The sequence below is a fragment of the Pantoea cypripedii genome (genome assembly GCF_002095535.1).
Taxonomy (GTDB): Bacteria; Pseudomonadota; Gammaproteobacteria; order Enterobacterales; family Enterobacteriaceae; genus Pantoea; species Pantoea cypripedii.
Window position 1 is genome coordinate 2,863,739 of sequence record NZ_MLJI01000001.1, and the last position, 24,981, is coordinate 2,888,719.

Annotated in this window: 18 protein-coding genes, 1 tRNA gene and 1 pseudogene; 13 read left to right on the forward strand and 7 right to left on the reverse strand. The window is 53.7% G+C overall.

Annotated features, from left to right (window positions below; genetic code table 11):
• Positions 1–168 precede the first annotated feature (168 nt).
• The 5 genes from HA50_RS13205 (at position 169) to yejF (ending at position 7,331) form a co-directional block, all read left to right on the forward strand.
• Positions 169–1,740, forward strand: coding sequence for a cyclic di-GMP phosphodiesterase (locus tag HA50_RS13205; protein WP_084876069.1), 1,572 nt, complete (start codon positions 169–171; stop codon positions 1,738–1,740).
• Positions 1,741–1,805: 65 nt separating this feature from the next.
• A complete protein-coding gene (locus HA50_RS13210) occupies positions 1,806–3,614 on the forward strand; it encodes an extracellular solute-binding protein (RefSeq protein WP_084876070.1) in 1,809 nt (602 codons plus the stop codon).
• A 10-nt stretch (positions 3,615–3,624) separates the two neighbouring features.
• The gene (locus HA50_RS13215; protein WP_084876071.1) at positions 3,625–4,719 is read left to right on the forward strand and encodes a microcin C ABC transporter permease YejB; all 1,095 of its coding nucleotides are present in this window, start codon (positions 3,625–3,627) and stop codon (positions 4,717–4,719) included.
• Positions 4,719–5,741 (forward strand): ABC transporter permease, encoded by a 1,023-nt coding sequence (locus HA50_RS13220; RefSeq protein ID WP_084876072.1) that lies wholly within the window; start codon positions 4,719–4,721, stop codon positions 5,739–5,741. The genes HA50_RS13215 and HA50_RS13220 overlap by 1 nt, the downstream gene beginning before the upstream one ends.
• Positions 5,742–7,331: a microcin C ABC transporter ATP-binding protein YejF gene (gene yejF / locus HA50_RS13225; RefSeq protein WP_084876073.1), complete on the forward strand. Its 1,590-nt coding sequence runs from the start codon at positions 5,742–5,744 to the stop codon at positions 7,329–7,331.
• Here yejF and HA50_RS13230 read toward each other — a convergent pair.
• From HA50_RS13230 to rsuA, 3 genes are all read right to left on the reverse strand, one after another.
• On the reverse strand, positions 7,328–7,654 hold the full coding sequence (locus tag HA50_RS13230; RefSeq protein ID WP_084876074.1) for a YejG family protein: 327 nt from the start codon (positions 7,652–7,654) through the stop codon (positions 7,328–7,330). The genes yejF and HA50_RS13230 overlap by 4 nt on opposite strands.
• 346 nt (positions 7,655–8,000) lie before the next feature.
• Positions 8,001–9,197, reverse strand: a complete 1,197-nt coding sequence (locus HA50_RS13235) for a Bcr/CflA family multidrug efflux MFS transporter (protein WP_084878525.1) — start codon at positions 9,195–9,197, stop codon at positions 8,001–8,003.
• Positions 9,198–9,209: 12 nt separating this feature from the next.
• Positions 9,210–9,932: a 16S rRNA pseudouridine(516) synthase RsuA gene (gene rsuA / locus HA50_RS13240; protein ID WP_084876075.1), complete on the reverse strand. Its 723-nt coding sequence runs from the start codon at positions 9,930–9,932 to the stop codon at positions 9,210–9,212.
• Positions 9,933–10,100: 168 nt separating this feature from the next.
• Here rsuA and radD point away from each other — a divergent pair, with 168 nt between their 5' ends.
• Positions 10,101–11,855: a DNA repair helicase RadD gene (radD, locus tag HA50_RS13245; protein ID WP_084876076.1), complete on the forward strand. Its 1,755-nt coding sequence runs from the start codon at positions 10,101–10,103 to the stop codon at positions 11,853–11,855.
• 130 nt (positions 11,856–11,985) lie between these two features.
• Complete coding sequence (rplY, locus tag HA50_RS13250; RefSeq protein ID WP_084876077.1) at positions 11,986–12,270, forward strand: 50S ribosomal protein L25; 285 nt, start codon at positions 11,986–11,988, stop codon at positions 12,268–12,270.
• A gap of 58 nt (positions 12,271–12,328) precedes the next feature.
• Here the strand turns inward: rplY and yejK are convergent, their stop codons facing one another.
• Positions 12,329–13,333 (reverse strand): nucleoid-associated protein YejK, encoded by a 1,005-nt coding sequence (gene yejK / locus HA50_RS13255; RefSeq protein WP_084876078.1) that lies wholly within the window; start codon positions 13,331–13,333, stop codon positions 12,329–12,331.
• Between the two features lie 158 nt (positions 13,334–13,491).
• On the opposite strand from yejK, the gene HA50_RS13260 reads away from it, so the two are divergent.
• From HA50_RS13260 to HA50_RS13275, 4 genes and pseudogenes are all read left to right on the forward strand, one after another.
• Complete coding sequence (locus HA50_RS13260; protein ID WP_084876079.1) at positions 13,492–13,719, forward strand: YejL family protein; 228 nt, start codon at positions 13,492–13,494, stop codon at positions 13,717–13,719.
• Between the two features lie 22 nt (positions 13,720–13,741).
• Positions 13,742–15,497 (forward strand): annotated as a pseudogene (gene yejM, locus HA50_RS13265) (LPS biosynthesis-modulating metalloenzyme YejM).
• A gap of 72 nt (positions 15,498–15,569) precedes the next feature.
• Positions 15,570–15,646 (forward strand) — tRNA-Pro (locus HA50_RS13270).
• Between the two features lie 544 nt (positions 15,647–16,190).
• A complete protein-coding gene (locus HA50_RS13275) occupies positions 16,191–17,219 on the forward strand; it encodes a glucosyltransferase domain-containing protein (protein ID WP_244193582.1) in 1,029 nt (342 codons plus the stop codon).
• Between the two features lie 96 nt (positions 17,220–17,315).
• On the opposite strand, the gene HA50_RS13280 is transcribed toward HA50_RS13275, so the two are convergent.
• Positions 17,316–19,271, reverse strand: coding sequence for a glycoside hydrolase family 127 protein (locus HA50_RS13280; RefSeq protein ID WP_084876080.1), 1,956 nt, complete (start codon positions 19,269–19,271; stop codon positions 17,316–17,318).
• Positions 19,272–19,281: 10 nt separating this feature from the next.
• Positions 19,282–20,682, reverse strand: a complete 1,401-nt coding sequence (locus HA50_RS13285; protein ID WP_084876081.1) for an MFS transporter — start codon at positions 20,680–20,682, stop codon at positions 19,282–19,284.
• 239 nt (positions 20,683–20,921) lie between these two features.
• On the opposite strand from HA50_RS13285, the gene HA50_RS13290 reads away from it, so the two are divergent.
• Positions 20,922–21,740 carry an AraC family transcriptional regulator gene (locus HA50_RS13290; protein ID WP_084876082.1) on the forward strand — a complete coding sequence of 273 codons (819 nt, stop codon included), beginning with the start codon at positions 20,922–20,924 and terminating at the stop codon, positions 21,738–21,740.
• Between the two features lie 9 nt (positions 21,741–21,749).
• Here HA50_RS13290 and HA50_RS13295 read toward each other — a convergent pair whose 3' ends face one another.
• Positions 21,750–22,538 carry a helix-turn-helix domain-containing protein gene (locus HA50_RS13295; RefSeq protein ID WP_158087405.1) on the reverse strand — a complete coding sequence of 263 codons (789 nt, stop codon included), beginning with the start codon at positions 22,536–22,538 and terminating at the stop codon, positions 21,750–21,752.
• Positions 22,539–22,828: 290 nt separating this feature from the next.
• Here HA50_RS13295 and HA50_RS13300 point away from each other — a divergent pair, with 290 nt between their 5' ends.
• A complete protein-coding gene (locus tag HA50_RS13300; protein ID WP_084876084.1) occupies positions 22,829–24,979 on the forward strand; it encodes a TonB-dependent siderophore receptor in 2,151 nt (716 codons plus the stop codon).
• Positions 24,980–24,981 lie beyond the last annotated feature (2 nt).

Genomic DNA, 24,981 nt, shown 5'->3' on the forward strand with positions numbered 1-24,981 from the left:
ACTTTTCGCGCGCTCTCGTTATATTCTCGTTTACTTACTTACCCCAACTAATTCGGGTCAGATGCTGGCGTTAAACGCCGTGATGACCGGGTTAATGACGGGGCTACACCAGAGAGTAGTAGTGCGCAGTTAACATAATAAAATGGCAAGACAAGGGGAATTCACTCCATGCCACTGTCGGGGACGTTTAAACGTCATGCAACCTATTCGCGCCGAATCGCCTGGAGCAGCGTGATTGTCGGCGTTGTGTTCTTTCTGTTGTTTGTCACTGTGATGTTGACACTGGCCTGGCAAAAAAGAGTACAGCAGCATGCGCTGTTACTGTCACACAGTCGGGACGATTTACAGCAGGTGATGACAACCCTGGTCGGCACCCTTTATCCACTGCAGCAATATACTCAGCTGGAGTGTAGCAACGTTGGTCGCGAACTCACCTCACGCGCGGCCTTTGCCGGTAACATTCGCGCCATTTTGCTGGTACGCGATGGTGATGCTTATTGTTCTTCTGCCACCGGTGCCTTCAGGTTACCGGTGACTGATATCTCCCCCGAATCTGAACTTGAACGCGATCGCGATGTGCGTTTGCTGGGGGGCACACCGCTGCAACCCGCCAAACCGGCGCTGGCGCTGTGGCTGAAAACCCCCGGCAAAGCGGAAACCGGCATCCTCACCACCATGAATCTCAGCCTGACGCCTTATCAGTTGCTGGCTTCCTACCATCCGGAAATCACCGGGATGGCGCTGATCGTGGGTGATCGGGCCATTATGAGTGGGAGTAATCAGGTGGTGCGCGTCAGTGATTTGCCACCTGCACTGGCTTCCATGTCGCTGAATCATGATGCGATGCGCTTTGTCCTGTTCGGTTCCATCCTCGCCTTACGTGATTATCATCTGATTCTGCTGAGCGGCATTCTGTTTGCACTGGTGGTGGGAGGAACCTGCTGGCTGCTGCTGACGCTGCACCAACGTCCTGGCAAAGAGATTATGCAGGGGATCAAACGCGGCCAGTTCCATGTGGAATATCAGCCGCTGGTGACAGCCCACGATGGCCGACCCTATGGTGTCGAAGCCCTGCTCCGCTGGACCCACCCCAGCGAAGGGTTGATCCCACCCGATGCCTTTATCAGTTATGCCGAAGCACAGAATCTGATCATCCCCCTCACCCGCCATCTGTTTAAATTAGTCGCTCGCGATGCGCATGCCATGTGTGACCATCTGCCGCGCGGTACCCGGATGGGGCTGAATTTGTCACCGTTGCACCTGGCCTCAGACAGCTTCCGCAGCGATGTACAAAACTGGATCGCCGATATGCCAGCCAATCACTTCAACTACGTGTTCGAGATAACTGAACGCACCATGGTGAAGGAAAAAAACGCCGGTGAAATTTTTGCCTGGCTGCATGATAACGATATCAAGATTGCCATTGATGACTTTGGTACCGGGCACAGCGCGCTGATTTATCTGGAAAGATATCCCTTCGATTATCTCAAGATCGACCGTGGCTTTGTGCAAAGCATCGGCACCGAAACCGTCACCTCGCCGGTACTGGATGCCGTGCTGCAACTGGCGAAAAAGCTCAACCTGAAAACCGTGGCCGAAGGCGTGGAAACCGGTGATCAGGCTGCCTGGCTGATCAATCGTGGCGTCACCCATTTACAGGGATATCTGTTTAGCCGCCCCTTGAAACCGGAAAATCTGGTGGACTATTATCAGCAGCAGCAACTGGTTGCTGCCGGTTAACGTCACGCAAACGTCATGAAACTGCTACCATAAGGTGCGGATAACGAAAGGAGAGCGTCCCTCTTATGCTGCTTCGTTTAGTCACAGCGTTGCTGCTTGGCTGTGTAATGTCGCCATTGCATGCGGAAACCATCAACGAAAGCTATGCCTTTGCCAAACTGGGTGAGCCAAAGTATGTGGTGAACTTTACCCATTATGACTATGCCAATCCGGCCGCACCAAAAGGCGGCAAGCTGACCCTGGCCGTCATTGGCACTTACGATAACTTCAACCGTTATGCCTCGCGCGGCAATCCCGGCGCCGCGACCGATACCTTGTATGACGGCCTGTTCACGACCTCGGACGATGAGCCAGCCAGTTACTATCCCCTGATTGCCGAGTCGGCGCGTTATCCCAGCGATTTTCATTGGATGGAAGTCTCGATTAATCCCCATGCCCAATTTCAGGATGGCACACCGATTACCGCCCAGGATGTGGCTTTCACTTTCAACAAGTTTATGACCGAAGGGGTTCCCCAGTTCCGCGTGGCGTTTCGCGGCGTGGAAGTGAAAGCCCTGAATCGTCTGACGGTGCGCATCAATCTACCAAAGCCGGATAAAGATCTGGCGCTGAGCTGGCTGACGTTACCGGTGCTGCCAGAGAAGTTCTGGCAGAACAAAAAATTCAATGAACCGATTGGCTATCCGCCGCTGGCCAGCGGGCCTTACCGCGTCACCTCTTACAAACCTGGGCAATTTATCCAGTACAGCCGGGTGAAAAATTACTGGGCAGCCAATCTGCCGGTCAATCGCGGACGTTTTAACTTCGACACCATCCGCTATGACTACTACCTCGACGATAACGTGGCGTTTGAGGCGTTCAAAGCCGGGGCCTTCGATCTGCGTATAGAAGGCTCCGCAAAAAAATGGGCCACCCAATATCGGGGGCGCAACTTTGACAGCCACGCCATCGTCAAACAGGCAACGCCTAATGATGTCTCCACCAACACCAGTTGGCTGGCGTTCAACAATGAGAAGCCACTGTTTAGTGATATCAGGGTTCGTCAGGCGCTCAGCCTGGCCTTTGATTTTGAATGGATGAATAAAGCGCTGTTCTACGCCGCTTATAAGCGTACCAGCAGCTATTTTCAGAACACAGCGTATGCCGCAGCAGGCTACCCTGATGCCGCACAGCTGATTTTACTGGCACCGTACAAGGCCCAGTTACCCGCGGAAGTGTTTAACAACGAATACGCCCCTCCGCATTCTGACGGCAGTGGTTTTGATCGCGGCAATTTGCTTAAGGCAATGAATCTGCTGAAAGAAGCCGGCTGGGAGATTAAGAACCAGCAACTGGTCAATGTTAAAACCGGCCAGCCGTTTCGTTTTGAACTGTTGCTGAACAGCGGCTCCTCCAATGACTGGACGCTACCGTTCCAGCACAGCCTCGCACGGCTGGGTATTCAGGTTTCGCTGCGTCAGGTGGATAGCTCGCAATATCTGCGCCGCCTGCGCCACGGCGATTATGATATGACGCCATCGGTGTATTACGCCATGCCGTGGCCATCGACCGATCTGCAAACCATCTGGCAATCGGAGTACATCGATTCAACATGGAATACTGCGCGGGTGAAAGATCCGGTTGTTGATCACTTCGTGCAGCAGATTGTCGCGGACCAGGGGAATGAGAAAGCGTTGCTGCCGCTGGGCCAGGCACTGGATCGTATCCTGCTGTGGCGTGCCTATATGATCCCGATGTGGTTCAATGCCGAACAGCGGCTGGCTTACTGGGATAAATTCTCGCACCCCGAAATTAAGCCAGCCTTCGCCCCCGGTCTGGAAAACTGGTGGTACGATGTGAACAAAGCCGCGCGTTTGCCGGCGGATCGACGCTGAGGAGTGCGGTTTGGGTGCTTATTTCCTGCGCAGGTTACTGCTAATTATCCCCACCCTGTGGGCCATCATCACCCTCAACTTTTTTATTGTGCAGATAGCACCGGGGGGGCCGGTGGATCAGGCGCTGGCGAATATTCAGTTCGGTCACAGCAGCATCATTCCTGGTGCTGGCGATAGTGGTGGTGGCGGCACACGCGGTGCGCTGAGTCGGGAAAATCCCGGTGATAGCCAGTATCGTGGCGCACGCGGCCTGGACCCGGAAGTGATTGCCGAAATCAAAAAACGCTATGGCTTCGATAAACCCATGTGGCAGCGCTACGTGGAAATGCTGTGGAATTATGTCCGCTTTGATTTTGGCGATAGCCTGTTCCGCAGCGCTTCGGTATTACAGCTGATTAAAGAGAGTTTGCCGGTCTCCATCAGCCTGGGGTTGTGGAGCACGCTGATTATTTATCTGGTGTCGATTCCGCTCGGTATCAAAAAAGCGGTACGTAACGGCAGCGCCTTTGATATCTGGAGCAGTAGCTTCATTATCATCGGCTATTCCATTCCGGCCTTTCTGTTCGGCGTGATGCTGATCGTGTTATTTGCCGGAGGCAGTTATCTCGACTGGTTCCCGTTACGCGGCCTGACCTCACCCCAGTTTGATTCCCTGCCGTGGTACGGCAAAATCACCGACTACCTCTGGCATATCACCCTGCCAGTGCTGGCAACGGTGATTGGCGGTTTTGCCACCCTGACCATGCTGACCAAAAACTCGTTCCTGGATGAGATCCGCAAACAATATGTGGTGACAGCACGCGCCAAAGGGCTGGATGAAAAACGCATCCTCTATGGCCACGTCTTTCGCAACGCCATGCTGCTGGTGATTGCCGGTTTTCCGGCCACCTTTATCAGCATGTTTTTCACCAGTTCGGTGCTGATTGAAGTGATGTTTTCCCTCAATGGTCTCGGCCTGCTGGGCTACGATGCCACCATTCAACGCGACTATCCGGTGATGTTTGGCACGCTGTACATTTTCACGCTGATCGGCCTGCTGATGAATATTCTCAGCGATTTGACCTACACCCTGGTCGATCCACGCATTGATTTTGAGGGTCGCTGATGCGCTTGTCTCCACTGAACCAGCAGCGCTGGCAACGCTTTCGCCATAACCGCCGGGGTTACTGGTCGTTATGGATATTTCTGGTCATTTTCCTGTTATCGCTGGGAGCGGAGCTACTGGCGAACGATAAGCCACTGCTGGTGCATTATCAGCAGCGCTGGTATGTCCCGCTGCTGTTTAACTACAGCGAAAGCGACTACGGCGGGGATTTTTCCACCCCGGCAGATTATCAGGATCCGTGGCTGAAGCAGCGTATTGATCAACAGGGATGGGCCATCTGGGCACCAATTCGCTTTAGCGACAGCACCATCAACTTTGCCACTCAGGTGCCCTTCCCTTCTCCGCCTTCCATGCAGAACTGGCTCGGCACCGATGCCAACGGCGGCGATGTCCTGGCCCGCTTACTTTATGGCACGCGAATTTCTCTGCTGTTTGGCCTGCTGCTGACGCTGTTCTCCAGCGTTATCGGCATCGTGGTGGGTGCGGTTCAGGGCTACTTTGGTGGACGCGTCGATTTGGTGGGGCAACGCCTGATTGAAGTGTGGTCCGGTATGCCGTCGCTGTTTTTGCTGATTCTGCTTTCCAGCGTGATTCAGCCCGGTTTCTGGTGGCTGCTGCTGGTCACCGTGGTGTTTGGCTGGATGAGTCTGGTCAGCGTGGTGCGCGCAGAATTTCTGCGCGCGCGTAATTTCGACTATATCCGCGCCGCGCGCGCCCTTGGCGTCAGCGACAGCCGCATTATGCTGCGCCATATGTTGCCCAACGCCATGGTCGCCACCCTGACCTTTCTGCCGTTTATTCTGTGCGGATCCATCACCACGTTGACCTCACTGGATTTTCTCGGCTTTGGTCTGCCGGTCGGATCGCCTTCGCTGGGTGAACTGCTGTTGCAGGGAAAAAATAATTTGCAGGCACCGTGGCTTGGGCTGTCGGGCTTTTTTGCGCTGGCGATTTTGCTATCGCTGCTGATTTTTATTGGTGAAGCGGTGCGCGACGCCTTCGATCCAAGCCGGGGAAGCTGAATGAGCAATTTACTGACCGTCAATCATCTCGCCGTCGCCTTTCAGCAACGTACCGTAGTGGAAGACATTTCGCTGCGGGTAGATGCGGGTGAAACCCTGGCGCTGGTCGGAGAATCCGGTTCCGGTAAAAGCGTCACCGCGTTATCGATTATGCAGTTATTGCCTCAGCCGCCCGTCACCTACCCGCAAGGCGAAATCCTGTTTAACGGGCAGAACCTGCTGCAAGCCAGTGAGCGTTCGTTGCGCGGTTTACGCGGTAACCAGATGGCGATGATTTTTCAGGAACCGATGGTGTCGCTGAATCCGCTGCATAGCGTAGAGAAGCAATTGTACGAAGTGCTGTCGCTGCACCGCGGTATGCGGCGTGAAGCGGCGCGGGCGGAAATTCTCAGCTGCCTCGATCGCGTCGGCATCCGCCAGGCGGCGACACGATTGCAGGATTTCCCGCATCAGCTCTCCGGTGGCGAGCGTCAGCGCGTGATGATCGCCATGGCGTTACTGACACAACCTAAGCTGTTAATTGCCGATGAACCGACCACCGCACTTGATGTCACGGTACAGGCGCAAATTCTGCAATTGCTGCGTGAATTACAACGCGAACTGAATATGGGCATGTTGTTTATCACCCATAACCTCAGCATTGTGCGTCAGCTGGCGCATAACGTGACGGTGATGCGCAATGGCCGTGAAGTGGAACATAACCGCTGCGCCACCCTGTTCAGCCAGCCGCAACATGCTTATACCCGCGAGTTACTCGCCGCCGAGCCAGATGGCCGCCCGGCGCCTCTCAGCGACAGTACGCCATTGTTGCAGGTGAAGAATCTGCATGTCGGATTTCCCATTCGGCGCGGCCTGCTGAAACGCACCATTGCCGAAAAGATGGCGGTGCAGGATCTGAGCTTTACCCTGCGACGCGGCGAGAGTCTGGGTCTGGTGGGGGAGTCCGGCTCTGGCAAAAGCACCACCGGGCTGGCGCTACTGCGTTTGATCGCCGCTCGTGGGGAAATCTGGTTCGACAATCAACCGCTGCATCAGCTGTCGTCTAAACAGTTGCTGCCGCTGCGGGAAAAAATTCAGGTGGTGTTTCAGGATCCCAATTCCTCGCTCAATCCACGCATGACGGTGCAACAGATCATTGCTGAAGGGCTGGCGGTTCATCGCCCGACACTGACCGCAGTTGAACAGGAAGCGAAAGTGATTGCGGTGATGCAGGAGGTGGGGCTGGATGCTGAAACCCGGTCACGCTATCCGGCAGAGTTTTCGGGAGGACAACGCCAGCGTATCGCTATCGCCCGCGCCTTGATCCTCGAACCACAACTGATGGTGCTGGATGAACCCACCTCGTCGCTGGACCGTTCGGTACAAAAACAGATCCTCAGCCTGCTACGCCGTTTACAGCAGCAGCATCAACTGGCTTATCTATTTATCAGTCACGATTTGCAGGTGGTACGCGCCCTGTGCCATCAGCTGATTGTGCTGCGCCAGGGGGAAGTGGTGGAACAGGGAGAATGTGATGCGCTATTCAATGCCCCGACGCAGGAATACACCCGTCAGTTGCTGGCTTCGGCCCAGGGAGAAAGCCTGATTTAATGGCCGTCAAAGGTTTCGGCGATAGCCACACCCTGATTTTTCAGGCAGCAATTGGTGGCGCTTTCGTCACCGCGCTGAATCAGCAAGCAGGGCTGTCCTTCACAATGGGCGATTTTGCATTCCACCTGAATCTGCGCCAGCGTATCCTGCAACTGGCGCAGGATTTCCATCGCCGGATGGCCATCGTGGCTAAGCAGGCGTAGTGCGACCAGATCCTGGTCATTTTCAGCATCGGCAGATTCCTGTCGCTCAATCTCACCAGCATGATCAACCGACCAGCGATAATGTTGCGGCAGACGATGCACAACCGAAAGTTGCAGCATAGATACGTAATCCCCAGAGACGTTAACTTCATTCACGACGAATAGCGCACACGCAGTGAATCCCTTTCCTGGTTAACTCAGAATACGGACGTCAAGGCTCGCCTTCTCGTTTTAAGCACAAAACATATAGCAGATTTATTATTTGCGAGAGTGCTCGCATTTATCGCTATATTTACCCTGTTCAGCGGCAGTTAACAATCATTTTAGACGCAATGTGGTTACTTTTTTACTTATTAATTTTCACAATATGGAAACATCACGCACGGGAAAGGGTTTGAGAATGGATGAAAAGTGCCCGTAACGGCGCGATAAATCGCGCCGTTAGTGACGAAACCGCAGAGAGGATTCAGGCGATATTATGACGAGGTCGTGCCGCGTAGCTGAACAACACAATGGAAACGGTCGCGCATAACGCAATAGTTGCGACCATCGGCCAGGCGCTGCTGACGTTGATCATCGAAAGCAACGCCCCCACCAGCGCACCGACGCCGAAACGCAGCGTACCGGCCAGCGACGATGCGGTCCCCGCCATATGCGGAAACTCATCAAGAATCACTGCCATCGCGTTGGAGGAAACCGTCGAGACACAACCGATAAACATCGCCACGCCCAGCACCAGCGGCAGGAAACCCAGGTTAAGTGCGCTCGCCACCAGCAGCCAGACGCCCATACAGAACTGAATGACCAACCCGATACGGAACATCGCCAGCGGACCAAAACGACGCACCGCGCGGCTATTAATCAACGTCATCACAAACAGGAAAACCACGTTGAGGCCAAAGTAATAACCAAAGTTCTGTGGCGAAACGTGGTTCACCTCGATGTACACGAAAGGCCCGGCATTAAGAAAAGCAAACAACCCGGCAAACGAGAAACCACTTGCCAGCATGTAACTGAAGGCACGTTTATGCCGTACCAGCGCAACAAAATTCCCCATCGTGGTACGCAGATGAAAACGCTGACGCTGCTCAGGTTTGAGCGTCTCGCGGATCTGGGTCACCACCAGCACCGTAGTAACAATCGCGGCAATCGACAACGTCCAGAAAATGGCGTGCCAGCTCCACAACAGCAGCAACCAGCCACCGATAATCGGTGCCAGCAACGGTGCAATGGTCGTTATCAACATCACGAACGACATCATGCGTGAGAATTCCTCTTTCGAGTAGCTGTCACGCATCAGGGCGTTAATCACCACGCTGGCCGCCGCGGCCGACAGGCCGTGCAGAAAACGCATGAAGATCAGTTGATCGATGGATTGCGATAACGCACACGCCGCTGCCGCACAGGCAAAAATCAGCGTACCAAGGGCAATCACCGGTTTGCGGCCATAGCTATCCGCCAGCGGTCCATACACCAGCTGACCAATGGCAAAGCCGAGAATATAAAGGTTCAGCGTCATCTGCACGCTGCCGGATGAAACGGCAAACTGACGTGCAATTTGTGGCATTGCTGGCAGATACATATCGATGGAGAGCGGCATCAACATCGCCAGCAATCCGAGGATAACCACTAACCCGACCGGTGAGTTCTTGTCCTTTGGCACCACGTGCTCCCGCTATTTCTGTTGTTTTAATTCGTCAGGTAAACCAATGCTCGCGACCTCTTCCCCGGTCAATTCACGGTACTCCCCTGCTTCAAGATCGGCGTCAAGCGCGATAGCGCCGATACGTTCGCGATGCAGGGTCACCACATGATTACCCACCGCCGCAAACATGCGTTTCACCTGGTGATAACGCCCTTCGCTAATGGTCAGCAAGGCTTCCTGCGGGCCGATAATTTCCAGCGTCGCCGGTTTGGTCAGATCTTTTTCGTTGTGCAGCTGAATACCGGCGGCAAAGGTGTCCACCAGCGCCGGGTCGATCGGCGATTCAACCCCGACACGGTAGGTTTTTTCACAATGGTGACGCGGCGAAGTAATACGATGCGACCACTGCCCGTCATCAGTCAGCAATACCAGCCCGGTGGTATCAATATCCAGACGCCCTGCGGCGTGCAGCTTCCACGCCATCGGTTCTTCCATAAAGAACAGGATGGTCGGATGATCCGGATCATCAGTGGAGCAGACATAACCCTGCGGTTTGTTCAGCATGAAATAGCGCGGACCATGCTGCTGTACCAGTGGATTACCGTCGTATTCCACCTCGTCATCCGGCAGCACTTTATAGGAGGTGTCACGCACCGTTTCACCATTAATGGTGATTTTTTTTGCACGTATTTCGCGTGCGGCAATGGCACGGCTGATTTCCAGTTGCTGAGATATGAATTTGTCGAGTCGCATGAATTCGCTTTGCCTGTTACTGCGGAGGGAAACTGAAACGGTGTTTTTATCCGTTGAAAATGTGAGGGCAGTATAGCCTGAACCTTCGGCGGCTAACAGAGCTGATCCTGCGTTTCAGGCGCTTTCATGGCATAATGCGCGTCCGTTTCAGAAAAAAGTTTTGGCCCGATGTCTTTCACCCTGCGCCCCTACCAGCAAGAAGCGGTTAACGCGACCGTTGCTCACTTCCGCCAGCATGCGACACCCGCAGTGATTGTGCTGCCCACCGGGGCAGGAAAAAGCCTGGTGATTGCCGAACTGGCCCGGCTGGCGCGTGGGCGCGTGCTGGTGCTGGCGCATGTCAAAGAACTGGTGGAGCAGAACCACAGCAAATATCAGGCGTACGGACTGGAAGCCGATATCTTCGCCGCGGGATTACAAAGAAAACAAAGCGAACGCAAAGTGGTGTTTGGCAGCGTGCAGTCGGTGGCACGTAACCTCGATCGTTTCGACAGTGCCTTTTCGCTGGTGATCGTTGATGAATGCCACCGCATCAGTGACCAAAGCGAAAGCCAGTATCAGCAACTTTTCAGCCATCTGCGCCAGCATAATCCACAATTGCGGCTGCTGGGACTGACGGCGACCCCTTTCCGCCTGGGCAAAGGTTGGATCTATCAGTTTCATTATCATGGAATGGTGCGCGGCGATGAAAAGGCGCTGTTTCGTGATTGCATCTATGAATTGCCGCTGCGCTATATGATCAAGCATGGCTTTCTGGTACCGCCAGAGCGGCTGGATATGCCGGTGGTGCAATACGATTTCAGCCGCCTGACCCCGCAAAACAACGGCCTGTTCAGCGAAGCCGACCTGAATCGCGAACTGAAACAGCAGCAGCGTGTTACGCCGCACATTATCAGCCAGATCGTGGAGTTTGCCGACGATCGCCGTGGCGTGATGATTTTTGCCGCCACCGTCGAGCACGCGCGTGAGGTATTAACGCTGTTGCCGGAAAATAGCGCCCTGGTTTCGGCTGAAACGGTGGTGAAAGAGCGCGACCGTGTCATTAACGCCTTTAAAGCACAGCAACTGAAGTTTCTGGTGAACGTTGCGGTGCTGACCACCGGTTTCGACGCTCCCCATGTCGATTTGATCGCCATTCTGCGCCCCACCGAATCGGTCAGCCTGTATCAACAAATTGTCGGACGTGGCCTGCGCCTTTCCCCCGGCAAAACCGACTGCCTGATCCTCGATTACGCCGGTAACCCGCACGATCTCTTCACGCCGGAAGTGGGGGCGCCCAAAGGAGCCAGCGACAATCAGCCAGTGCAGGTTTTTTGTCCCGCCTGCGGCTTCGCCAACACCTTCTGGGGCAAAGCCACGACCGATGGCCATGTGATTGAGCATTTTGGCCGCCGTTGTCAGGGGGTGCTGGAAGACGACGACGGGCAGCGTGAGCAATGTGATTATCGCTTCCGCTTCAAAAGCTGCCCGGATTGCGGTGCCGAAAACGATATCGCGGCGCGCCGTTGTCACCAGTGCGACAAGGTGCTGGTGGACCCGGATGATATGCTGAAGGCCGCGCTGAAACTCAAAGATGCCCGTGTGCTACGCTGCGGCGGCATGACGCTGACGCAGGGACGTGATGAGAAAGGCGAATGGCTGAAGGCGACGTATTATGATGAGGATGGGCTGGACGTCAGCGAACGTTTTCGCCTGCACACGCCCGCGCAACGTAAGGCATTTGAACAACTGTTTATGCGCCCCCATCAGCGCGCACCGGGTGTGCCACTCGGATGGCAGACCGCCAGCGATGTGGTGGCCCTGCAACCGTTATTGCGCCATCCCGATTTTGTCGTAGCGCGTGCGAAGGGCCATTTCTGGCAAGTCCGCGAAAAGATATTTGATTATCAGGGCCGTTTTCGCCGGGCCAATGAGCTGCGTTGACCCACGGAATCATTTGCCCGTGCGGCGCTTAGCGGCTATAATGCCGCCCGCTTTTGCATTCGCAATGGCGTTTGAATAATCGTTCTGTTGCTGGGTCGCCTGTAACAGGAATCAACGAAGAGATATTAAGATGTTTACTATCAACGCAGAAGTACGTAAAGAGCAGGGTAAGGGTGCGAGCCGCCGCCTGCGCCACGCTAACAAGTTCCCGGCCATCGTTTATGGCGGAACTGAAGCACCGGTTTCTATCGAACTGGATCACGACTCAGTCATGAACATGCAGGCTAAAGAAGGTTTTTATACTGACGTTCTGACCATCGTTGCTGACGGTAAAGAAATCAAAGTTAAAGTTCAGGCTGTACAGCGTCACCCGTTCAAGCCGAAACTGCACCACATCGACTTCGTTCGCGCTTAATCGCCTGACGAGTTGAAGAAAAAACGCCGCATCTGCGGCGTTTTTTTATGGGCGGAAATCAGTTGCCGCCGGTGCGACGTTGCAGCTGGTCGCGCAGATTAGGCGGCGTGCCTTTGATAGTCAGCGTATCTGTCGTCGGATCCCAGAAAATGCGCTCGCCCAGCAGCATGGCATCGAAGTTCAGGGTTAACCCACCCCCGCTGCCAGCAAATTTAGTCAGCTGACGTAAGGTGCTGCGATCGGCAGGAAAATGCTCTTCCAGCTCGTAGCCTTGCTCCTGGGTAAACGCCTGAAAAGTCTTTTCACCCAGTGGCGGCAGTTCACTGGAAAGGTCTTCCAGTGCAATTTCCTCACCGGCCTGCAATTGATCGTTACAGTAACTGTAAACCTGCTGACGGTAATTCTGGCGTTCATTTTTATCCAGATTCGATTCCGCACAATAATCATCCACCGCCTGCAATAAGCCGCGGTTTTGTGCTTTGGTATCGAGGCCCACGCTGGCACCGAGGAAATCCATAAAGAAGTCAGCGACCTTACGCCCTACCCGTCCGCGCAAAAACGTCAGATAACGGGTCGATTCCGGATTCGTTTCCCATTCGGTGAGGTCAATGCGCGCGACGATATCGGCATGATTAATATCGAGATAGTGGGTGCTGCTGATATCCAGTTCTTCGTTAACTCGCATGCTGGACAGGCTATTCAGCACCGCAACCAGCAGGTATTCAACCGCCAGATAACGATAATGGATAAACAGCACGATACCGCCTTCAGCAAAGGAATATTTGCCGAGTTCATCACGCAGACGCCCAGTAGCCGCCCGGCTAAAGGCGAGAAAGTCATCTTCCCCTTTGCGGCAATTACGCAGCGCAGCGGCCAGTTCGCTCTCCTCATCGAACAACCCATAGGCTTTGTTCTTGGCGCTGTACACCCGATGCAACTCTTCTGCCATCTCCTCTACCGCTTTGGTGGCAGGCAGCAGGGTATCACGCAGCACCAGCTCAAGCTGGTTCTCATCACGTTTCACTAACTGATGCAGGGCAATCTGGTCGATATCCAGACTCATGATAGACTCTCCTTTAAGCTCAGGCGCGTATTCAAACACCGCACGCCGCTGCTTTCAACTCCATACACAACACGAACGTTTCGCGTTTGATAAAATTGCGGAAAAAATCGCGTTGTTACGGTAATATACCGCCTTTTGATACTTGATTAGTCGACGATATGCCACAATCATCCCGTTACAGTGACGAACGCGTGGAGAAACTCCTCGCGCAAATGGCGCAGATTCTTGAAAAAGACAAAGCGCCAACCGACCTTTCCCTGATGGTACTGGGGAATATGGTAACCAATTTGATCAACACCAGCGTGTCTCCGGCACAGCGCCGCAGCCTGGCACGATCTTTTGCCGATGCGTTGCAAGCGTCGGTTCGCGATGACAACGCCCATTAATTTGCAGATTTGACCTTATAATATGGTAACCAACCGGCAGCGCTACCGTGACAAAGTCTCCCAGATGATCAGCTGGGGGCATTGGTTTGCCCTGTTTAATATTCTGTTCGCGTTAGTTTTAGGCAGCCGCTACCTGTTAGTTTCCGACTGGCCAGCGTCGCTGGCTGGTCGTATCTATGCCTATACCAGCTGGATTGGCCACTTTAGCTTTCTGGTGTTTTCCGTTTATCTGCTGGTGATCTTCCCGCTCACCTTTGTGGTGATGTCACAGCGATTGCTCAGGTTCCTTTCAGCGATCATCGCCACCGCAGGGCTGACGCTGATTATGGTCGACAGTGCGGTATTCAACCGCTTCCATCTCCATCTCAACCCGGTGGTGTGGGAGCTGGTGATAAACCCCGACCAAAGTGAGATGGCGCGCGACTGGCAGCTGATGTTTATCAGTGTGCCGGTTGATTTTTCTGGTTCAGATGCTGTTTGCCACCTGGAGCTGGCAGAAGCTGCGCAGCCTCAACCGTCGTTCGTTTGGCAAACCGCTGGCAGCGCTGTTTATCTGTGCGTTCTTCGCCAGCCATCTGCTGTATATCTGGGCTGATGCCAACTTCTATCGCCCGATCACGATGCAGCGCGCTAACCTGCCACTTTCCTATCCGATGACGGCGCGACGTTTCCTTGAGCGTCACGGTCTGCTGGACGCGCAGGCGTATCAGCAGCGTCTGGTGCAGCAAGGCGATCCGGAAGCGTTATCGGTACAATATCCGTTAAGCGATATCACCTTCCGCGATGGTGGTACACGTCATAATTTGCTGGTGCTGACGGTGGATGGCCTGAATAACGCCAACGTGGAAAAAGCGTTACCGTCGCTGAATCAGTTCGCCACTGACAACGTGCGCTTCACCCAGCACTACAGCGCCGGAAACCAGCCTGAAAAAGGCTTGTTTGGTCTGTTCTACGGCATCTCATCAAGCTATATGGATGGGGTGCTGGCAGCACGTACGCCTTCCACGTTACTCAGCGCGCTGAACAGCCAGGGTTATCAGTTCGGGTTGTTCTCCTCCGATGGCTTTAATCAGCCGTTATATCGTCAGGCACTGCTGGCGGATTACTCCCTGCCCGCTATGGACAGCCAGCCGAATAGCGCGACCGTCGCCCAATGGCAAAACTGGCTCAACGGGCAGAAGGACAACAGCACCCCCTGGTTCTCCTGGGTGGCACTGAATGGTGTCACCGTCACTGGCGACAGCCTGAAAGCGCAACAGCGTAGCTATTTACGTCAGGCTGCGGGTGTTGACGCGCAAATCGCCGCCGTACTGCAAACCCTGCAACAGCGCGATTTACTGAAGAATACCGTGGTGGTGATTACCGCTCAGCGCGCCATTGCGCTGGATGGTGATGACAACAATCCGGGCAACCGCGCGACCCTGCAGGTGCCGCTGGTGGTGCACTGGCCGAATACGCCAGCGCAGACTATCGATCGCCTCACCGATCAACAGGATGTGATGGCGACCTTGATGCAACGTCTGCTGCATGTGCGGACTAACCCGGTTAACTATTCTCAGGGTGAAGATCTGTTCGCCGCTCAGCGCAGCCATAATTGGGTAGCGAGCAGCGAAGATGGCAGGCTGGTGGTGACCACACCGGACATGACTCTGGTGCTGAACAACAATGGCAGCTACCGTGCTTATGATGCCCAGGGTAAAGCGCTGAAGGATCATAAGCCGCAGCTGGCGTTGTTGTTGCAGGTCCTGACGGAAGAGAAGCGCTTCATCGCAAACTGATTAAATATGAGGCAGTTAAACCGCTCGCATCTTGCAATCGTGCGCGGAAACGGTAGTATATGCCTCCACGTTCGGCACGTAGCGCAGCCTGGTAGCGCACTGTCATGGGGTGTCAGGGGTCGGAGGTTCAAATCCTCTCGTGCCGACCAAAATTCCCAAAAAAAAAGCAGCCTCTTACGGCTGCTTTTTTATTGCCTGAATATCGGGATGGCAACATCGTGGTCCAGCATGCTAACCTTTACGCCCCCAATTACCCTGCCATGCGTTGACCAGGATATACGAAGAAGAACAGGACATGATTAATACTTCAAGCGCAAACCATAATATTAAATTCTATGCCTTAATCGCCTTTTTCATATTAATAGGCTACAGCCCGATATACCTCTCAAATTATGCTTTTTCTGATGACTGGTTTTACGTATATGCATCAAATACGGACCCCAATAGCATATTAAAGTGGGATGTTTTATCTGGCAGGCCATTGTATGGTTCTTTTCGTTATCTTTTTTCATTTTTTATTAACGATGTTAATAGCCTTATCGTTCTGAGAGTATTTTCACTCCTGTCACTGATTGCTCTGGGATGTTACCTTTATTCTTTCACCAGCAAACGTCAGATTCTTGAGAATAACCTGCAACGCTTCACTTTCAGTACGATGTTATGCCTGCTGCCTTCGTTTCAGGTATACACGGCATGGTCGGTATGTTTCCCTTACGTACTTTCCGTCATTTTTCTGGTCTGAGTTATACCTGCCTCACCAGCCATAGAACATCATTAAGCAGATTATTATTATCAGCGATCTTTATTGCGGCTTCTTTTGCCATTTATCAGCCTGCTGGCATGAGTTTTTTATTCTTTGCGATGATTGACCTTTGTCTGTCAAAGCGAGAGATTGATCGCAAGATTATCATCAGGACGATATTAATGTTAGGCTTGGGTATGTTCAGCGCACTGCTGTTTGCCAAAGCGCTGCCGTACTGGCTTTATCATGAGACGCTGGGCAGAACCAATGTCACGCTGGAGTTGGGAACGAAATTATGGTGGTTTATCAGAGAGCCGCTAAAAAATGCCATTGCCAATTATGACTTAGGCAGAACGCTATTTTCTGTGATCCTCTCACTCATCATTATAGGTATCGGCATCGCTGCCATGAAAAAACAGGGCAGAAATAAACCTTATTTGTTTATCTTTTTCGTGCTTGCATCCGGATTGCCAAACTTACTGGTCAGTGAGAGCTGGGCAGCGTATCGCACCATCGTCGCCATTGCATTGATTACCACTGCAGCATTCATCTTTGGTCTATTGACGATTTTTAAGAACATCAGATATCCGCAGATACCTTATGTTATTTTTATCTTACTGACGGTATTTGTTAGCACCCAGAATATCCGCAATGGATTTTCACTACCTCAGCAGGAAGAATATCGCCTGTTCAACGCGGAAGTCCTGAGATCAGTTCCTGCAGAATTCAACGGCGGTTTGTATTACAACATCAACTCCGATAATTTACCGAGAGTTGCAAAATCCACTAAATATGATGAGTTCGGTGCCCTTTCATTAGGCATGCCCTGGGCATTTGCGGGCATGGCGTATTCAGTCAGAAAAGAGCACGCGATGAATTATGTCATTCCAGCAGCGCCGGTGATTAGCCTCAACAACACTTGTACTGAGCATTGTCTGGTGATCAATGCCAGCGCTGTGCTAAATCAGGGTGTGAAATAAGTCATTAGCCTTAAATCAAATTTCGCTATTTTATACCACCACCAGGATATCACCCTGGTGGTGGTCTTGCTCCAGTTCAGTGCTACAAATCAACCATCACCCTTCATTCACCCAAATCCGCATCTCCCCTGCTCCACGATTCGCCCAGCTAAACCACGGAATAAACGTTAAGGTCTGAGTTTGTCGGGCGGTGGGCGCACGATCATAATGCCAGAGCAATTGCTGCTCAGGGTCATGGGAAGCTTGCATGCTGCCCTCGGCCTGAATGAGCACCTTACGCGCGAACAACCCTTTACCCTCGAAAGTGGTAAAGGTGGCGGAGTCAGACAACCACAGGTTATGCAGTTGCTCGCCGTTATCCGCCTGTTCCAGACAATACACCAGCGGACCGCGTTGAATCGCCACTTTGCCAGCGACGTGACGTACCAGCGGATTGCCATACACACGACGTACCGGCATGGGCAGCGTCAGCGTCAGGGTGTCGCCTTCCACCCAGAGCCGATTGATATGCAGATAACCTTTGCGGATGTCATGCGCTACCGCCACACCATTAAGCGCCACCTGTGGCGCATCGCACCAGTCAGGTAAACGCAACGCCAGCGTATGCCGCACCGGCTGCGCTGAATCGATGGCGATGGTCACTTTTTCCTGCCACGGGAAGTTGCCGCTGATTCGCAGGCGAAGCGTTTGCTCGCCCACCGGCACTTCCACGCTATTGCCGACATAAAGATTGATGTAAAGCGCATCCTCGCGCGGTGTATAGATATAGTGCCCCAGCGAGGTCAGCACACGGGCGATATTCGGTGGACAGCAGGCGCAGCCGAACCACCGCTGGCGTACCGGTTTAACATGATCGTAGATATGGTTAAAACTGAGGGTTTTAGGATGTACTTCCAGCGGATTGACGTAAAAGAAATGTTTGCCATCCAGCGCCATCCCTCCCAGCACGGTGTTATATAACGCGCGCTCCATCACATCGGCGTACTGGCTGTCAGCTTCCATCTCCAGCATCCGCCGGGCAAACATCATCAGGCCAATTGAGGCGCAGCTTTCGGCATAGACGCTGTCATTGGGTAAATCGTAATCGCTGCTGAAGGCCTCCCCGCTGCTTTGCGAGCCAATGCCACCGGTGATATACAGCTGGCGCTGCGCCATGTTATGCCACAGACGCAGGCAATCCTGCCGCTTTGCTTCGTCCTGACTGAGTCTTGCCAGATGTGCCACGCCAGTCATCAGGTAGACAAAGCGTACGGCGTGACCAATCGCCGTCTGTTGTTCTGCGATGGGTTGATGGGCCTGACTGTAGGCCTTATCTTTGACCATCCATGCCGGGCCGTAAGTATTCCAGTAGGATGTTTCGCCCCGCTTTTGATACTCAATATCGTAGAAATGCGGCTGGGTGCCGCGCTGTTCGACAAAGTAGTTCACCAGTGTCATATAGCGCGGTTCCTGGGTTACCTCATGCAAACGCATCAGCGCCAGTTCAATTTCCGGATGTCCCGGATAGCCATGCAGCTGTGTGTCCCCCGGACCAAAGACGCTATCAATATGATCCGCAAGTTTGCAGACCACCTCCAGCAAGCGGCGTTTGCCGGTGGCCTGAAAGAAAGCCACACCGGCTTCAATCATATGTCCGGCGCAGTAAAGTTCATGGCATTCGGCGAGATTGGTCCAGCGATCCGCTGGCGCTTTGACCGTGAAATAGGTGTTGAGATAGCCATCGTCACACTGGGCCGCTGCCACCAGTTCAATCACCTCATCTGCGGTTTTCTCCAGCTCCGCGTCGGGTTTCTGACACAGCGACCAGGCGACAGCTTCCAGCCATTTCGCCACGTCACTGTCCTGGAACACCATGCCGTAAAACTCCCCTTGTTGCAGGCCCGCGGCGATACGGAAATTTTCGATGGCATGGCTGGGATCGGCTTCCGCGATGCGGTCATTGAGCGCATCCCACTGATAAGGGATCACGACATCGCGCACCAGTTGCTGGTACTGACCGAGGAACGGGTCGCTGATTTTAAGCTTATGCAGGTTAATTTCCATCACAGACATTATGATCTCCTTAAGACTGAACATGGCGGACATGCAGGTCACTGGCAATGCGCGCCATCATCGGATTATTGAGCTTGCAGGCACGAATGCTGAACGCCAGCAGCAGGTGAAATAAGGCGGGGAGCAAGGTTTCCATGATGGTAATCCCCTGCAATGAAGCGGCGGTTTGATTACCGGCACCCGGCTGATAGGCCACGAAGATAAACACCAGGCTGATGATCCCGGCGCTGGAAGCCCAGGCGAGTTTGATGCAGAACAGGTTGAAGGCAAAGTTCATCCCCGACGAGCGCACGCCGGTTTTCCACTCACCGTAATCATCGGCAAACGCCATCAGCGCAAAATGCAGCGGCAGCGTAAAACCGAGGATAATGCCGTTACCAAGGATTACCGCCAGCCACAGCGTCTGCCACGCCGCGCCAGTGGGCAGCAACCACATCAAAACCGCCAGGGCCGCCAGCACAATATTGGTGCGATAGTAAAGTTTGACGGTATCGATGCGTTTTGACAGCGGGCTGACGATTACTGAGCCAAGAATCGAGGCAAAGGTCACCATGGTGAAAAATAGCGAGGTATAGGCAGTGCTGCCCTTCAGCACATAGGTGATGAAGTACATATAACCACCACCACGGATGTTAAACACGTTAATCAGCAGGAAGGACATCAGCAACATCAGCAACAGTTGGTCATTGCGGCGTAACCCGGCCAGATGTTGCCGCAGGGTAAATTTGCCCATGCTGTCCAGCGGTACGCGCTCGCGCACCCAGAAGAAGCAACAAAGAAACATCACTACCGCCACGGTGCACAGCAGCCCAACGCCAGCCTGATAGCCGAGTGCGGCATTGCCTTTACCCAGCGCCGACACCAGCCACGGCAGGCCGACGGAGACCAGAAACCCCGCCACGCCACACAACACAAAACGCCATGACTGGCAGGAAAGCACTTCCGTATGGCGGGTAGTCATGGTGTTGATCAGCGCACAGTAAGGCACGTTAATCGCCGTGTAGCTGATCGAGAGCAGCAAATAAGTCCCGAAAGCCCAGGCGATTTTCATGTTCATGCTGACATCAGGGACGGTAAAGGTCAGTACGCCAATAATGCCAATCGGCACCGCAACCCACAGCTGCCAGGGGCGGAAACGTCCCCAGCGGCTCTGGGTGCGGTCGGCGATGATCCCCATGATCGGATCGGATACCGCATCAAACACGCGCAGAGCAATAAACAAGGTTCCGACCAGTGCCGGAGTCAGGCCAAAGACATCGGTATAGAAAAACGTGAGAAAATTCATAATCAGGCAGGTGATCACCGTGCCACCGGCGTCCCCCAGCCCATAACCGATTTTCTCGCGCATCGACAGCACATCGCTGGTGGCCTGCTGCGTCAGCTCGGTTTGCGTAATCGGGGTAGAAGTCATCGAAAACTCCTCGTCAGGGTCAGAGTACATTACCCGCATCATGGCGGGCTTATTGGTAGGTACCTGACTCATTCTGCCTGCAATCTGGCAACCAACAAGGGAACGGAAAAGTATAAAAACAGGGTAATTCCGACCTGATTTCTGAAATGTGAACTGGATCGGGCATCACCTCACTTTATGATGAATAATCAGACACAAAGTGATTTTATGGTCGCCAAAAAGCAGGAAATTGAATATCGATGTTCGAATTATCCATAGCGTTTCCGATTCAGGTGCAGAACGGCGGTTTGTTTATTTCCCGTGGCGTGGGAAGCCATCCGGCGCGCACCCTGGCCTCGTGGGAAGTCATCTTTGTCGAGCGTGGCGAGCTGCAAATTCGCGAAGAGGATCGGCTGTTTTCCGTACAGGCGGGTGAAAGTCTGCTGCTGCGGCCCGGATATCGCCATGTCGGGGAAGGAACATTTCCGCCCGATCTGAAATTCTACTGGCTGCATTTTGAATGGCTGAAAGGAGCCAGGGAATCGGGGTTGCATCAGGCGCTGTTAACGCTTCCGCAGCACACCCGCGTTGGCGATCCACAATACGTTATTGCGCTGTTTCGGCAGTTTCTTAGCGAACAGGAAAACATTCATCGCAGTATCGCGCTGGAGTGCATTTTGCTGCTGATTCTGCAACAAATCGCTGCCCCAGGTCCGCAGGAAAGCGCCGATGACAGCCCCGGCGTCGCCCTGGCATGGAAGGCGCATCAGATCATCCGCAGCCGATTCCATCTGCCGCTTTCCACTGCGCTGCTGGCAAAAGAGCTGCACTGCAATGCCGATTATCTTGGCCGGGTTTACCGTCGGACATTTCGCCTGACGCTGACGGAAGCCATCCATCGTCAGCGTGTGCTGGCAGCAGAAAAGCTGCTGATCAGCAACTCATTGTCGTTAACTGAAGTGGCCCGACAGTGCGGGTTCAGCGATACCAGCTATTTTCGGCAAATCTTCCGTAAGCATACCGGCCTGACGCCAGCAGGCTGGAAGCAACGCTACTGTAAAGAACACATTAATTCCTGATGTGCTGCCTCAATCCTGCCATGCAAAGTAGCGTTGCGGTGTCAGCCCCATTGCCTTGCTAAACATGGCAATCAGCGCGCTGCCATTGCAATATCCCAGCTGGCTGGCAATCTCCTCCACCGCTTCCCCTTGCGACAGCAAATTAATCGTCATGGTGATGGTTAACTGCTGACGCCACTGGGCAAAGCTCAACCCGGTATCCTGACGAAATAAACGGGACAGGGTTCGCGGGGTGATTCCAGCCTGGTGGCTCAGGCTCTCCAGCGTGTCGCTATTGCCGGGATGTTGTAACATCTGCCCGGTCAAGGCAAGCAACCGCGGCTCTTTTGCCACCGGCAGACAGCTCACCCGAGCCGATTGTGCCTGGCTTAATTCATTGAACAGCAACGCCAGGATAAGCAGATTGCGCCGCTGATGCTGGGGTAAATCATCCAGTTCGGTTACCAGCTGATGCACGAGACGGGTGATGAGCAAAGGGCAAAGTGCCTCAATACATTTTTTCTCACCCGCATCGGACAGATATAAATTATGCGTCTGCGTCCCTGCCTGCGCATGGGTTTGGTGCGTCAGCCCGGAAGGGATCCATAACGCGCGGTAAGGGGGTAAGGTCCAGCTTGCCTCGGCGGTATGGATAGTGACCGCCCCACTGCTGCAATATGTCAGCTGCGCCGTGGCGTGTGAATGCCAGGCCTGTGCCTGCTGGCGTGTGTAGAAATAGGACACGACAGAGGGAGCCGGAGTTAACATCTGCGGTTGCAGCTGCGGAATTTTACTTTTCAGTTTGAGTGCGCTATTCATTTCACCACCTGCCATCAGCTCTCCCCCGCCTGATACCCGAAAATTTCGCCACTATTTATCGATTACGACAACCTTTGTCGCTTTTTCAGGGTGACTTCTCCGAACACAGAATAACAGACAGCCACCATCTTTTAATAAGAAAAAAAATCATTATCATTCGCCTTCTCCTTGTCGGGATTGCCCGTTACGCTGCGGGTGCAGCTTTTGTAACGCGAGTCAAAAAAGCCTTATCCAGACAAACTTTTATGTGGTGAGCATTTATTTAACTTATTAAGAGATAGGGAAAATTGATGTGCAAGATGACAGGCATGGGTAAGGGTCCATTCGTACTGAGTGCGCTGGCGTTAGTGTTGATGGCGGCTAAAGTCAGCGCAGCAGATCAGCAAATGGTGGTGACGGCCAGCCAGTCTGCCCGGCAATCGACAGATGACACCAGCGTGGTGTCCACCAGCACCAGCAGCGCGACCAAAACGGCAACACCGAAAATTGAGGTGCCGCAATCGGTATCCAGCGTGACGCGTAAGCAGATGGATTTACAGGCAGCGCAGACCACGGCGGAAGCCTTGCGCTACACCTCCGGTGTGGTGTCAGAAATACGTGGCGCATCCAGCAACGGCGCGAGTTATCTGTTCAGCCGCGGCTTCTATCTGGAACAATTTCTGGATGGCGCCAGAATGCCGAGCGACAGCAGCTTCGGTTATGCGATTGCCAATTATGATACCTATGGCTTTAGCAACATTGAGGTGCTGCATGGACCGGCCTCGGTGTTATATGGTCAGGTCAATCCCGGCGGCGTGGTCAATCTGACCAGTAAAAAACCCACGGCAACGCCAGTCAACGAGGTGTTTGTTACCGCAGGGAGCCACGACCATCTGCAAACCGGTTTTGATGTCGGTGGCAAAGCCAATGACGATGGCACCCTGCTGTATCGCCTGACAGCCAGCGGCACCGACAGTAAAACGCAGGTCGATGATACGCGGCAAAAGCATGTGTATGTCGCGCCCGCACTGACCTGGAAACCCAACGAGGATACCTCGCTGACGGTGCTGGCCAAGTACCAGCGTGATCCGGATGTCGGTTATTACAACTTTGTCCCGGCAGTTGGCAGCGTATTCGGCACGGCGAACGGTAAGATCTCGCCACATACCAACCTCGGCGATCCCAACTTTGATCATCATTCACGTACCCAGTTCTCCGTGGGCTATGAATTCTGGCATCGCCTGAATAACACCCTGATGATGCGGCAAAATGTGCATTACAGCGATGTGAAAGATAACCTCGAAAATGTCTTCACCAACGGTTACGCCAGTGGTTCCAGCCGTGTGCTCAACCGCTACGCCTTCTTCAACCATGAACAGGCGAAAACCCTTTCAGTGGATAACCAACTGGAAGCCGATTTTGATACCGGCGCGATCTCGCACCAGTTGCTGTCAGGGGTGGATTTCCAGCGGGTGCTGTATCGCGAAACCGTGGGACTGGGAGCTGCGCCAACGCTGGATGCCTTTGCGCCAGACTACAGCGCCGTCACCATGCCCAACACCACCTCAGACGATCATATCCGTCAGAAACAGCTGGGCGTTTATACCCAGGATCAGATGCGTCTGGGCAACTGGAGCTACCTGCTGGGGATGCGTGAAGACTGGGCGCATGCCGATGACGTTAACCCGGTAACGGATTCCTCTACCGAACAATCTGCCCGTGCCTTTACCTGGCGCACCGGGCTGGTTTATCAGTTTGATAACGGCATTGCCCCGTATGCCAGCTTCGCCAAATCATTCATTCCTCAGGTTGGAACGTTATATGGTGGCGGCATGGCAGAACCCACCACGGCCAACCAGTATGAAGTGGGGGTAAAATATCAGCCGACCGGCTTTAACGGCTTTATCACCACGTCCTGGTTTGATCTCACCGAGAAGAATGTGCTGACCAGCGATCCGCAACATTCGGGGTATAACACGCAAGCCGGGCGCGTCAGATCGAAAGGTGTCGAGGTGGAAGCGCACGCCAACCTGACGCCATCACTGACGCTGATCGGCGCCTATACCTGGCTGAACGCGGTTACCATTGACTCCAACGACAGCGCCACCACGCTGGACGGCGGCACCACCTCACTGGAAGGCAAACGCCTATGGGGAATGCCACGCAATACGGCCTCGGCCTGGCTGGACTACACCTTCCATCAGGGGGTGATGCAGGGATTTGGTGTCAATGCGGGTGTTCGTTACATCGGAGCCAGTGAAGATACCTCAAACACCATTCGTGTGGCGTCCGCCACCGTGATGGATGCGGGTATTCATTACGATACCGGTGATCATTGGTTGTTTAGCCTCAACGCCAGCAACCTGCTTGACCGTCATTATGTCGCCTCGTGCTATAGCGCCACCACCTGTACCTATGCCGATGGCGCAAACGTACTGGCCAGCGCACGCTACCGCTGGTAATG

Coding starts and splice junctions, on each gene's coding strand:
- HA50_RS13300 (WP_084876084.1), top strand. CDS start 22,829: ATGTGCAAGATGACAGGCATGGGTAAGGGTCCATTCGTACTGAGTGCG.
- rsuA (WP_084876075.1), bottom strand. CDS start 9,932: ATGCGACTCGACAAATTCATATCTCAGCAACTGGAAATCAGCCGTGCC.
- HA50_RS13285 (WP_084876081.1), bottom strand. CDS start 20,682: ATGACTTCTACCCCGATTACGCAAACCGAGCTGACGCAGCAGGCCACC.
- rplY (WP_084876077.1), top strand. CDS start 11,986: ATGTTTACTATCAACGCAGAAGTACGTAAAGAGCAGGGTAAGGGTGCG.
- HA50_RS13220 (WP_084876072.1), top strand. CDS start 4,719: ATGCGCTTGTCTCCACTGAACCAGCAGCGCTGGCAACGCTTTCGCCAT.
- HA50_RS13230 (WP_084876074.1), bottom strand. CDS start 7,654: ATGCTGCAACTTTCGGTTGTGCATCGTCTGCCGCAACATTATCGCTGG.
- HA50_RS13290 (WP_084876082.1), top strand. CDS start 20,922: ATGTTCGAATTATCCATAGCGTTTCCGATTCAGGTGCAGAACGGCGGT.
- HA50_RS13205 (WP_084876069.1), top strand. CDS start 169: ATGCCACTGTCGGGGACGTTTAAACGTCATGCAACCTATTCGCGCCGA.
- HA50_RS13295 (WP_158087405.1), bottom strand. CDS start 22,538: ATGAATAGCGCACTCAAACTGAAAAGTAAAATTCCGCAGCTGCAACCG.
- HA50_RS13210 (WP_084876070.1), top strand. CDS start 1,806: ATGCTGCTTCGTTTAGTCACAGCGTTGCTGCTTGGCTGTGTAATGTCG.
- HA50_RS13260 (WP_084876079.1), top strand. CDS start 13,492: ATGCCACAATCATCCCGTTACAGTGACGAACGCGTGGAGAAACTCCTC.
- yejK (WP_084876078.1), bottom strand. CDS start 13,333: ATGAGTCTGGATATCGACCAGATTGCCCTGCATCAGTTAGTGAAACGT.
- yejF (WP_084876073.1), top strand. CDS start 5,742: ATGAGCAATTTACTGACCGTCAATCATCTCGCCGTCGCCTTTCAGCAA.
- radD (WP_084876076.1), top strand. CDS start 10,101: ATGTCTTTCACCCTGCGCCCCTACCAGCAAGAAGCGGTTAACGCGACC.
- HA50_RS13280 (WP_084876080.1), bottom strand. CDS start 19,271: ATGTCTGTGATGGAAATTAACCTGCATAAGCTTAAAATCAGCGACCCG.
- HA50_RS13275 (WP_244193582.1), top strand. CDS start 16,191: ATGGTCGGTATGTTTCCCTTACGTACTTTCCGTCATTTTTCTGGTCTG.